Consider the following 11425-nt stretch of genomic DNA (forward strand, 5'->3'; position numbering starts at 1 on the left):
CCAGAAAGTAGAGCCCCGGTCTTCCCTGCTTTCAAAGTCAAGCTGACCGTTCATGGCCTGCAGCAGGTTTTTGGTGATAACCAGTCCGACGCCACTGCCTTCGGTGGTAGAGTTTTCCTGGCCGAGGCGGGAAAAAGATCGGAACATGGCCTGCTGATGTTTCTCAGGAATACCAATGCCGGTATCTTTGATTTTCACTCTCAGACTGGCGGGCTGCTGTTCATATTCCAAAGTCAGCATACCACCGGTTTTATTGTATTTGATGCCGTTACTGAGCAGGTTGATCAGCACCTGTTTCAGACGCATCGGATCCGCCATCACTTCCAGATCGGTATTGGCCTTAATATCCAGACTGACCTGTTTTTCATTTGCCAGTGTTTGAATCAGCGGCAGACAGTCATCCACCAGTTTACTGATGTTGACAGCGGTCAGCTGCAAATCCAAATCACCGGCTTCAACTTTGGCCAGATCCAGTACCTGATTAATCAGTGTCAGTAAGTGGTTACTGGCCTTGAATATATGGTCTAGGCTTATTTTTTGTTGTGCGTTAGGTGGGGTGTCGGGATCGGTGGCCAGCAACTGGGTAAAACCCAGAATGGCATTGAGTGGCGTACGCAATTCATGACTCATACTGGACAGAAATTCGGTTTTGGCCAGATTGGCTTTTTCCGCCTGTTCTTTAGCCTGCACCAGTTCATCAGTCTGTTTTTGCAGTAATGTGTTAACACATAAAGCGCGCCAGTACTCGGTGTTAGCACGGTTAACCTGTACTAATAGAAAAATGAAATAGGCCGTAAGCCCAAACACCATGCTGGCGCTGAACAGATGCCAGTCAATAATAATAACGGTTGTGATGGGTACAAAGACCAATGTCAGATACATCTGTGTCAGCCGTTTCCAGATAAACAGGCTGGTGACGGCACCGGCTGCGATGCCAATGGTGAACATCAGAATCACCATATTGATGGTGCTGGTCTGATACAGAAACAGACTGACACTGACATACACTCCCCAGATAACTGCGGAGATAAAAAAAATAAAATAGGTTAGCTTTTGCCATCGCAGCAATGAAATCCGTTGTTTCAGCAGTAAATGAATACTGAAAAAGCGCAGTAATACAATCACGGTCATTAGCGTGAACAACGTGCAGGAAAAGGTATAAGCCTCATGCATGAGGGGCGAGGACATGGCGGAGAAGAGCAAAGCCAGCAGTACGATAAGGCTGCCGGCTATTGAACGTTTTGCCAGATCTTTAGCTGCGTGGAGATTTAACTCTGCTGTGGTCGTGGCATCCAGTGCCGGCAAAGCAGGATCTAAATATCCATGTAAATCATATCTGGCCATCAGCTTGAACAATTTAAAATCAAAATTAGTGGGCTATGATATACCGAAACAACCTGGAAAGGTGCGTATCGGAGCTCAGGTAAACCGTCAGCACAAGGTGCAGGCTTGCAGCTAATGTCTGGTTATCACTGATGGCAGATTATGGCTTTAAATCAGCAAATACGGCGATGGCCTGTTGCCGTGCCGATTTGTAATCGACTACCGGTAACGGATAAGCCAGGCTGTGGCGCAGGTCAGCAGCCGGATTGTGGATCTGTTTTTTATCAACAGCACTTAATTCCGGAACAAAACGGCGGATAAACGTGCCATCCGGATCAAATTTCTCTGACTGCGTTGTGGGGTTGAATACCCGAAAATAAGGTGCGGCATCGCAACCGGTGGAGGCGCTCCACTGCCAGCCACCGTTATTGGCGGCAAATTCGCCGTCGACAAGATGTTGCATGAAAAACTGTTCACCGCGGCGCCAGTCGATAAGCAGTAATTTACTCAGAAAGCTGGCCGCAATCATCCTCAGGCGATTGTGCATCCAGCCGGTTTGCAGCAGTTGACGCATGGCGGCATCGACGATGGGAAAACCGGTTCTTCCCTCACACCAGGCCTGGAAACCGGCTTCATCATCACACCACGGGATTTGTTCCGTTACCGGTTTGAATGCTTTACCCATGCTCAGCCGGGGGAAATGTAACATCAGCTGGCGATAAAAATCCCGCCAGGCCAGTTCCCGCAGCCAGTCATTGTCCTGCCAGTGTAAACCTTGTTGCAGGCAGTGATATTGAAGATAAGCCAGCAGGCGCCGAGGGCCGATTTGCCCGTTGGCCAGATAAGGCGACAAGATGCTGGTGGCGGGAGCGGCAGGGATATCCCGTTGGGTTGGATAGGCTTTGAGCTGTTTTTCGCAGAAAGCGTGCAGCTTATTGAGCACCTGCTTTTCGCCGGCTGGCCAGATATCCTCGCGAAACTGGCCTGCCCAAATGCAGCTGATGGGGTGGTGAAGCAGCGCTGGTCCCTGTTTTTCCACTATCGGGTAAGGATCAGCTGATGTCTGCTGGAGCAATTGCAACCAGCGGCGATAATAAGGTGTAAAGATCTGGAAAGGTTTCTGCTGCTGGTTTAGTATCGGCGAGGCGACCAATAAATCATAGGGCAAGGCATGACAATGAATATTGGCCGCTGCCAGTTGTTGGCAGACAAGCTGATCACGCCGTCTTTCATCAAGCGGTGTTTCCTGATTAAACCAGATATCGCTGATGGTATGCTGCCGACAAAATCTCGCTAAAGCCTCGGGCACATCTTTGAACAGCGGGCATTCGAGCAATGTAAAGGGAATACCCAGCTCAGCTAGCCGCTTGGCCAAATCATTCAGGGCGGCGGCTTTCAGCCCCAGTCTGGCAGCTGACTCATGATGCCGCTGCCATTGCTTTGGTGTGGCACAGAAGACAACATGGATTTTGCCTTGCTGCTGTGCCTGATATAACGCGGGATTATCGTCTAGTCGCAAATCATTTCGTAACCAGACCAGCTGTGTTGCACTCATTTGTTGGCCTTTTGAAAGTCCGCGGTGAGTACGGCATAGCTGGTTTTATTTACTCAGCCTCAGGCAATTTTATGAAATGTTCGCGGTAGTGTTCCAATTCGCGGATGGAGTCTTTGATATCGTCCATGGCCAAATGGGTAGATCGTTTCCTGTAAGCTTTTTCCACTTTGGGAGCCCAGCGCCGGGCCAGTTCTTTCAGGCTGCTGACATCAAGATTGCGGTAATGGAAAAAGGCTTCAAGATCCGGCATGCAGCGGGCGAGAAAACGACGATCCTGACAAATGCTGTTACCACACATGGGTGACGCGCCGGCCGGGACATATTTGCTCAGAAAAGCCAGCGTCTGCTGTTCGGCTTCGGCCTCGGTGACCGTACTGTTGCGGACACGTTCGGTTAAACCGGATTTACCATGCTGACGGGTGTTCCAGTCATCCATGCCTTCCAGAATAGCGTCATGCTGATGAATGGCAAAAACCGGTCCTTCAGCTAAAACATTTAATTTGCTGTCTGTGACGATAGTAGCGATTTCAATGATATAGTCGTTGTTGGTGTCGAGACCAGTCATTTCCAAGTCAATCCAGATCAGGTTGTTTTTGCTTTTGGCCATGGTCTCCGTCTTTATCTTATGTGGTGAGTGAACTTACTTGCCACTGATTGTATCAAACGCTACTCTGCATGACATTTTTTAAGAAGAGGGCAATTATGTTTTCACCCTCTGGGTAGATATAATTTCACCTTCCTGACATTCAAACTGGGTCTGAAATTTATGAATGAATTTAGCTGGATATTCTTAACTGCCGTAATCGTGATGACAGCTGTCGAGATATGGCTGTCCGTGCGTCAGGGGCGATATGTGCAAGCGCACCGTGATGAAGTGCCGACGGCTTTCAAAGACCAAATCAGTTTGGCCTCCCATCAAAAAGCCGCAGACTACACCGCTGCCAAGGGTAAATTCAATCGCAGTGAGAGCCTTTTTGCCATGGTTATTCTGCTGTTGTGGACATTGGGGGGCGGGCTGGCCTTGCTGTCCGAAACCTGGAGTCAGCTTGAGTTGCCAGCCATGGTTGGCGGCATTGTTTTCTTTCTCAGCTTTCTGGTGATTGGCTCTGTATTGGAGTTGCCGTTTTCTTATTTCCGAACCTTTGTTCTGGAAGAGCGTTTCGGTTTTAACCGCAATACACCTGGTTTGTTCTTTTCCGATTTTGTCAAACAAACGTTGCTGACTGTCATTATGGGCGGGATTCTGGTCGCTATGGCTTTGTGGATGATGAACAGTGCCGGTGAGTTGTGGTGGCTGTATCTCTGGGGTGCCTGGATGGTTTTTGCTTTGGTGATGATGTGGGCTTATCCGGCGTTTATCGCCCCATTGTTCAACAAATTCACCCCGCTGGAAGATGCCAATCTGCAACAGCGGGTAGAAGCGCTGTTGGCACGCTGTGGTTTTAAAAGCCAGGGCATTTATGTGATGGATGGTTCACGCCGCAGTGGCCACGGTAATGCCTATTTCACCGGCTTGGGTAACAATAAACGTATTGTGTTCTTCGATACCTTGCTGAATACCCTTAATGAAGATCAGATTGAAGCTGTTCTGGCCCATGAGCTGGGACATTTCCGCCGTAAACATGTGATCAAGAACATGTTTGTGATGGCAGGATTGAGTCTGCTGGGGCTGGCCTTACTGGGTTGGGTGTCCGGACAGGCCTGGTTTTATGAAGGGCTGGGTGTCAGCACCCAGTCTGATGCGATGGCGCTGGCTTTGTTTATGCTGGTGATTCCGGTATTCCTGTTCTTCCTGCATCCGCTGCTGACTGCGCTGTCACGCAAGTATGAGTATGAAGCAGACGACTATGCCGCTTCTGTGGCCAATGCCGATGATCTGATTACCGCGCTGGTGGCTTTGTATCAGGAAAATGCCAGTACCTTAACACCGGACCCGCTGGTGTCAGCGGTGTATGACTCGCATCCTCCCGCTGCGTTACGTATTGCCCACCTGCAATCAGGCACTGTTTGATGCGTGTACTGTTATTGATCACTGGATTATTGCTGTCAGTTGCCGTATCAGCACAGGGCCAGGCCCTGCATGATGCGGCCTGTCTGCAATGTCATGCTTCTCTCAGTAACGGTAACCCTTATCAGCTGTATCAGCGGCAGGATCGTAAAGTTAAAACGCTGGAAGGCTTGCGTAAAAGGGTGAAGAACTGTGCGGTGGCAGCTGATGTCAGCTGGACAAACGAGCAGCGTGAAGCTGTGGTGACTTATCTGCGGAAAAACTTTTATCGGTTCTGAGCCTATCAATAGACTCTAAAAGAAGTTGGTGCGGTTTCTGCCGTCGGCTTTTGATTTATACAAAGCCTGATCGGCACGATCGACCAGCGTCTGGGGTGTGTCTCCGGCCTGTAAGGTGCTGATACCGGCTGATACGGTCACCTGGCCGATAGATTCATTGCTGCCTTTTTTCTTCAGGCGACTACTGGCAAATTCCTGCCGGATAGACTCAGCCAGCCGGAAGGTTTCCTGTTCACTGCTGTGCACAAAGATCATCGCCATTTCTTCACCGCCAAAACGGGCCGCGATGTGTATATCATCCCGATGCCCGTTCAGAATGGCGGCAAAATACTGCAGCACCTTGTCTCCCAGCAGGTGACCGAAGGTGTCGTTAATCCGTTTAAAGTGATCGATATCAAATAAAGCCAGAGACATCGTTATATCATTTTCATTACACAGTAACTGCAGTTCGCGGTTGAACGCGCCGCGATTGAGCAGTCCGGTCAGACCGTCGGTACGGGCTGTTTCTTTAACTGCTTCCAGTTCCCGGCGCAGTTTGGTTATTTCTTCTGTGGAACGCACCAGTTCCTGTTTCAGCTCGCTGCTGGTACTGGTCAATTTTTGTGTGTTGCTGAGGATTTCACTGACCAGTGATTTTAACTGCTGCACATCATTACAGCTTTCCAGCAGCGACTGGCTGTTGGTGAGCCCGGACGTACAATGACTGGCCGTGGCTTCAGCGCGATTGATATTTTCCAGGGTATTGTCGACCACCAGTTTCAGGCCGTTATTGGTTTTATCAAGCCGCTCGGGCATGCCCATCAAAACGTATTTTTCATACAGATACTGAATGACTTCAGCGGTGATGGGGTCTTTCTTGTTCAGACGGGTGTCGATGGCATTGGTCAGTTCGGTATTGTCGCCGGAGACATATTCATACCAGACAGCGTAGTTAACCGGATTAACCGGCGTTTGATGCTGATTAACAAGCGGTAAAGTCCGTCTTAAATGTTCTGAAGCCTGTTGGAACTCATGGTTGTACACAGGGGGAAACGACGAAGTTTTGCTCACGCTAGCTACTCATTATAATTAACCACACAGAAGCCAAGAGAATTGCCGAATTTCTTTGTAATATCAAGTATTTCGTGCCTGGGAAGATCGCCACGCCAATAATAACGCCAGCAGCAGGGTAATAACAGGGAGCAGATGGATCATCACTTTGCTGGCAATTGCGGCGATAGCAGCTATCAGGGTCACGGCCAGAAAGCTGGTCATCACGATATTTTGAATCCAGTTATTGCCAGCCAGAATGGTGCCCAACTGTTCAAATGGTGCATGTAGTTGAATCAGGGCATTGAGCGGAATAATAAATAAACCGCCGAACACGCCGAAAGTCATGATTGTCAGCGCAAACATCAGCGTCGTAGTGAGGTGAGGAATAACAAACAAAATCAGACACATGCCAATCGCACCTAACGCGATCAGCCGGGTTTTGATTTGCTCCTGTTTAGCCGAGCCGGCAATCAAAGAACCGATGATAATACCGATGCCTGAGCAGGCCAGTAAACCTTGGATAACGATGGTATTGGTTTCGTCCAGTACGATTTTGGCAAAGGCCGGGAAGGTGGCCAGAAACGTCTGTGAAATACTCCAGAACATCGATAGTCCCAGAATGGCATACCAGATCACCGGATTCACGCGAATACGGTGCAGGTTTTCTCTGAGAATATGACCGCTACGATAGCGCTGCCAGTTAAATCGTTGTGGTGTCGTTGAATCCGTTACCACAGGCAAACGGCAGGCGAGAATCAATTCAATGACCGATAAAAATACCAGCAGCCAGCCTACTACCGCGATATGTTCGATCAGTTGCGATTCATTATCGTAGGCATGGCCAGACAAGGTCAATTCAAACAGGATGGTAAACACAATTATGCCACTGAGTATGGCAATGATGGTGGTGGCCTGAATAAAGCCATTGGCCGGCGCCAGCCGGTTATCACCGGCCAGCTCACGAATATAACCGTATTTGGCGGGTGAATATAAAGCGCTTTGCGCCGCGAGCACAAAAGTCATGGCAAAGGCAAACAAAAACCAGCCCTGATAATAGGCCAGCGTGATCAATAACGTGATAATAACAGCGATAAATGCAGCCCAGCGCATGATGACCGGTTTGGCAAAACGATCCGATAAAAAACCGGCTGGTGTAAACAAAAAGATGAATGGCAGCAGAATCAGGCCATTCACTATCGCGGTCAGCCCGACCTGGGTGGAGTCATCATAGACTTTGAATATGGTGTTCTGGATGATGATTTTATGGCCAAGGTCAACCATGGCATTGATAAAGGCCACAGCCAGAAATATCATAAAACCCGGCAGTCTGGCCGTGGTCAGCAAACTGGATTGTGTCACGCAGAACGAGTGTCCTGTAGTCTTACCGCCAGTACATCGCAGTGGGCATGATGTAACACGGCATTGGCCGTTGAACCCAGCAATAATTGAATGCCATGACGGCCGTGAGAGCCGACCACGATAAGATCGACATCATTGTCATCAGCAAGACGAACGATGTCCGTACTGGGACTGCCACATTCTGCCCATTGCTGTTGTTCCGGGATGTTTAATGAAGCGGCCAGCTTGGCCAGTTGTTTTTTTCCTGCATCCAATAAGGCATCACGCATATCAATGTCGACACTGATCATGGGCTCGTAGGCAAAGTCTGTAAGCGGGAAATCCTCAACGATGTGGCAAATACTCAATTTAGCTTGATGCCTTTCTGCCAGTGCCCGCGCTTTTTGACAGATTGCCTGGCCGTGTTTGGAAAAATCGGCGGCAATTAAAATGTGTTGATATTCAGAACTCATGCACGTTCCTCCAAACAAATAAAGGGCAGTTCACTGCCCCTTTTGAATTGACTAGTCGTTGTCCAGAAAGCGTTCGGCGTCCAGTGCCGCCATACAACCTGCACCCGCGGACGTGACTGCCTGCCGGTAAACCGGATCTGATACATCTCCTGCGGCAAATACACCGGGTACGCTGGTTTCAGTGCCTTTCTTGAGGAGGATGTAATCATGTTCCATTTCCAGTTGTCCCTTGAAAATACCGGTATTAGGCTGGTGACCAATGGCAATGAAAACACCTTGCACATCCACTTCCCGGGTGCTGTCATTTTTGGTACTTTTAATGCGGATGCCTGTCACCCCGGCATCATCACCCAGTACTTCGTCGAGTGTGTGATCCCAGAGGATTTCCACATTGCCTTCTTCCGCTTTTTTCAGCAGTTTGTTGCTCAGGATTTTTTCTGATCGGAAGGCATCACGGCGATGAATGACAGTAACCTTGGAGGCAATATTTGACAGGTAAAGGGCTTCCTCAACCGCGGTGTTGCCGCCACCGACGACGGCGACCGGCTGATCTTTGTAGAAGAATCCATCACAAGTGGCGCAGGCTGACACACCACGGCCTTTAAAGGCTTCTTCGGATTCCAGCCCCAGATATTTTGCTGACGCGCCTGTTGCAATAATCAAGGCATCCGCCGTGTATTCACCGGCATCGCCGATCAGGCGAAACGGGCGCTGACTCACGTCTGCAGTGTGAATATGATCAAAGATGACTTCAGTACCGAAGCGTTCTGCATGGCGTTGCATACGTTGCATCAGCTCAGGTCCCTGCACACCTTCATCGTCACCGGGCCAGTTATCAACATCGGTGGTAGTGGTGAGCTGACCACCCTGTTCAATGCCGGTAATCAGGACCGGTTCCAGTGCGGCACGGGCAGCATAAACCGCAGCGGTGTAACCCGCAGGGCCAGAGCCGAGAATCAGTAATCGACAGTGTTTGCTGTCAGCCATATAGGTTGCCTCCGAAAGGTTAAGTAACTGGTGCTTAAACTCATAATTCACGAGTCTGAGTACTCTACTGCCAGTAGAGTACCCACTGCTGTGAATTTGGACAAGCATCCAGGTTTAAAAGCTGTGTTAAAATCAAGCGTTAATTTATTGGCTTAGTTGGAAATATTACAGTGGCACAGGCGACACGAGTAAATGGCAAGCAGAAACAGGACGTCGACTCCGGCGCGGTTGGCTTTCGTTTGCGCGAAGCAGCGCTGATCCTGGCATTAGCATTGGCAGCTTATTTATTGCTGTCATTGTGGAGTTACCAGCCGACTGACCCGGGGTGGTCCACCACCGGTGCTGATGATTTTATTGCCAATAGCGGTGGTATTGTCGGCGCCTGGCTGGCTGATGCGTTGTTGTACGGTTTTGGTCTGCCAGCCTATTTGTCTCCGTTGATGCTGGGTTTCAGCGGCTGGCTGTTATTCAGTTGGGGAAAACGGGCCGATAGTGAAGATGCCTTGCACTTCTGGGTTTTGAAAATGGTGGGGCTGCTGATGGCTTTGGCGGCAGCCAGTGGCCTGTCTACCTTGAGTCTGACTGCTTATGCGGATTTGCTGCCACTGGGGGCGGGCGGTGTGCTCGGGGAAGTGGTCGGACATGGATTCGAAGCGGTGTTCGGTGCTTCCGGCACCAGTTTGCTATTGCTGGCTGTTTTGCTGACCGGGGTGACCTTGTTTACCGGCCTGTCCTGGTTGATGGTGATTGACCGTCTGGGCAGTGTGGCGATGATGGTGATTTTGTTTGTTGGCCGCTGGTTACGTGAAATTAAAGAAGAGTTGCAAGCCAGACGCACCCGTCAGCAGCGCGAGGAAACCTTCCGCGAGCAGAAAGAAAAAATGCAGCACAAGGCTAAAGTGCGCATTGAACCGGTTATGGAAGGAAAAGAGCCGAGCAAACGTGAAGAAAAAGAAAAACAGGTACCGTTGTTTGAAACGCCTGATTCACCGGGTATGCCGGCGTTGGCTTTGCTTGATATGCCCCAGGCCAGCAAACAGGGCTATAGCGCTGAAGTGTTGCAGGCGCTGTCACGCCAGGTTGAATTGAAATTAAAAGATTTCGGGGTTGAAGTTCAAGTTGTTGAAGTTCAGCCGGGACCGGTGGTGACACGGTTTGAACTACAACCGGCACCAGGCATCAAGGTCAGCCGTATCAGCGGCCTGGCTAAAGATCTGGCGCGGGCCTTATCTGTCAGCAGTGTGCGCATCGTAGAAGTGATTCCGGGCAAACCGGTGGTGGGACTGGAAATTCCCAATGAGCACCGTGAAATCGTCCGCTTGCGTGAAATCCTCGGCTCAGATGAGTATGAAAACAATAAGTCGGTATTGATGCTGGCTTTGGGGAAAGATATTGCCGGCCGGCCGGTGGTGGCGAATCTGGAAAAAATGCCGCATCTGCTGGTGGCAGGGACTACCGGTTCGGGTAAATCGGTTGCGGTCAACGCGATGATTCTGAGTCTGCTTTATAAAGCCACACCCGAGCAGGTACGAATGATCATGGTTGATCCCAAAATGCTGGAATTATCCGTGTATGAAGATATTCCGCATCTGCTGACGCCGGTGGTTACCAATATGAAAGAAGCCGCCAATGCGTTGCGCTGGTGTGTGGCGGAGATGGAGCGTCGCTATCCACTGATGGCCGCATTAGGGGTACGTAATATCGCCGGGTTCAATAAAAAAGTGAAAGAGGCGATTGACCGCGGCGAACCGATAAGAAATCCCACCTTTGATGTCGAACCCGGCGAAGTAGCGCCGACACTGGAGCCGCTGCCATTTATTGTGGTGGTGGTCGATGAGTTGGCGGATATGATGATGGTGGTGGGTAAACAGGTTGAAGAACTGATCGCCAGGCTGGCGCAAAAAGCGCGTGCATCGGGCATCCACCTGATTCTGGCCACCCAGCGGCCTTCCGTCGATGTCATTACCGGTCTTATCAAAGCAAACATCCCTACCCGTATGGCTTTCCAGGTTTCATCACGGATTGATTCCCGTACCATTCTGGATCAGATGGGCGCCGAACAGCTGCTGGGGCAGGGGGACATGCTTTATCTGCCGCCGGGCACCGGCTTGCCGGAACGGATACATGGCGCTTTTGTCGATGATCATGAAGTGCATCAGGTTGTCGATTATTTGAAAAAGAATGCCGAACCGAATTATCTGGATGAAATTACTCAGGATCTGAGCGGGGATGACGGAGAAGGGGGGCTTGGCGATTCCAGTGATGCTGAGTCCGATCCGCTGTATGACCAGGCCGTGCAAATTGTGACTGAAAGCCGGCGTGCCTCGGTATCCGGCATCCAGCGCCGACTCAAAATCGGTTATAACCGGGCAGCGCGGATTGTCGAAGCGATGGAGGCGGCTGGTGTTGTGTCTGCCATGCAGGGTAATGG

Annotated in this window: 10 protein-coding genes; 3 read left to right on the plus strand and 7 right to left on the minus strand. The window is 50.2% G+C overall.

Annotated elements, in window-relative coordinates:
* The 3 genes from OMP95_RS11885 to orn all read right to left on the minus strand — a co-directional run.
* Window positions 1-1344 (minus strand): ATP-binding protein (locus OMP95_RS11885; protein WP_266329101.1); only part of this gene is annotated, 1344 nt, incomplete at its 3' end.
* A 139-nt stretch (window positions 1345-1483) separates the two neighbouring features.
* On the minus strand, window positions 1484-2878 hold the full coding sequence (locus OMP95_RS11890; protein ID WP_266329103.1) for a cryptochrome/photolyase family protein: 1395 nt from the start codon (window positions 2876-2878) through the stop codon (window positions 1484-1486).
* Between the two features lie 49 nt (window positions 2879-2927).
* Window positions 2928-3485, minus strand: a complete 558-nt coding sequence (gene orn / locus OMP95_RS11895) for an oligoribonuclease (protein ID WP_266329105.1) — start codon at window positions 3483-3485, stop codon at window positions 2928-2930.
* 159 nt (window positions 3486-3644) lie between these two features.
* Between orn and OMP95_RS11900 the strand changes: the two genes are divergently transcribed.
* A complete protein-coding gene (locus OMP95_RS11900) occupies window positions 3645-4889 on the plus strand; it encodes a M48 family metallopeptidase (RefSeq protein WP_266329107.1) in 1245 nt (414 codons plus the stop codon).
* Complete coding sequence (locus OMP95_RS11905) at window positions 4889-5164, plus strand: hypothetical protein (protein ID WP_266329109.1); 276 nt, start codon at window positions 4889-4891, stop codon at window positions 5162-5164. The genes OMP95_RS11900 and OMP95_RS11905 overlap by 1 nt, the downstream gene beginning before the upstream one ends.
* 15 nt (window positions 5165-5179) lie before the next feature.
* Here OMP95_RS11905 and OMP95_RS11910 read toward each other — a convergent pair whose 3' ends face one another.
* The 4 genes from OMP95_RS11910 to trxB all read right to left on the minus strand — a co-directional run bounded on the left by OMP95_RS11910 (window position 5180) and on the right by trxB (window position 8994).
* Window positions 5180-6214, minus strand: a complete 1035-nt coding sequence (locus tag OMP95_RS11910) for a GGDEF domain-containing protein (RefSeq protein WP_266329111.1) — start codon at window positions 6212-6214, stop codon at window positions 5180-5182.
* 63 nt (window positions 6215-6277) lie between these two features.
* Window positions 6278-7555 (minus strand): MFS transporter, encoded by a 1278-nt coding sequence (locus OMP95_RS11915; RefSeq protein WP_266329128.1) that lies wholly within the window; start codon window positions 7553-7555, stop codon window positions 6278-6280.
* Window positions 7552-8007, minus strand: coding sequence for a universal stress protein (locus OMP95_RS11920; RefSeq protein ID WP_266329130.1), 456 nt, complete (start codon window positions 8005-8007; stop codon window positions 7552-7554). Before OMP95_RS11920 ends, OMP95_RS11915 begins: the two co-directional genes overlap by 4 nt.
* 51 nt (window positions 8008-8058) lie before the next feature.
* Window positions 8059-8994, minus strand: a complete 936-nt coding sequence (gene trxB, locus OMP95_RS11925) for a thioredoxin-disulfide reductase (RefSeq protein ID WP_266329132.1) — start codon at window positions 8992-8994, stop codon at window positions 8059-8061.
* Between the two features lie 170 nt (window positions 8995-9164).
* On the opposite strand from trxB, the gene OMP95_RS11930 reads away from it, so the two are divergent.
* On the plus strand, window positions 9165-11425 hold a 2261-nt coding region (locus OMP95_RS11930), incomplete at its 3' end, for a DNA translocase FtsK (RefSeq protein ID WP_266329134.1).

Source organism: Methylophaga sp. OBS4 (assembly GCF_026319305.1).
Taxonomy (GTDB): Bacteria; Pseudomonadota; Gammaproteobacteria; order Nitrosococcales; family Methylophagaceae; genus Methylophaga.

Coding starts and splice junctions, on each gene's coding strand:
- OMP95_RS11920 (WP_266329130.1), bottom strand. CDS start 8,007: ATGAGTTCTGAATATCAACACATTTTAATTGCCGCCGATTTTTCCAAA.
- OMP95_RS11890 (WP_266329103.1), bottom strand. CDS start 2,878: ATGAGTGCAACACAGCTGGTCTGGTTACGAAATGATTTGCGACTAGAC.
- orn (WP_266329105.1), bottom strand. CDS start 3,485: ATGGCCAAAAGCAAAAACAACCTGATCTGGATTGACTTGGAAATGACT.
- trxB (WP_266329132.1), bottom strand. CDS start 8,994: ATGGCTGACAGCAAACACTGTCGATTACTGATTCTCGGCTCTGGCCCT.
- OMP95_RS11900 (WP_266329107.1), top strand. CDS start 3,645: ATGAATGAATTTAGCTGGATATTCTTAACTGCCGTAATCGTGATGACA.
- OMP95_RS11905 (WP_266329109.1), top strand. CDS start 4,889: ATGCGTGTACTGTTATTGATCACTGGATTATTGCTGTCAGTTGCCGTA.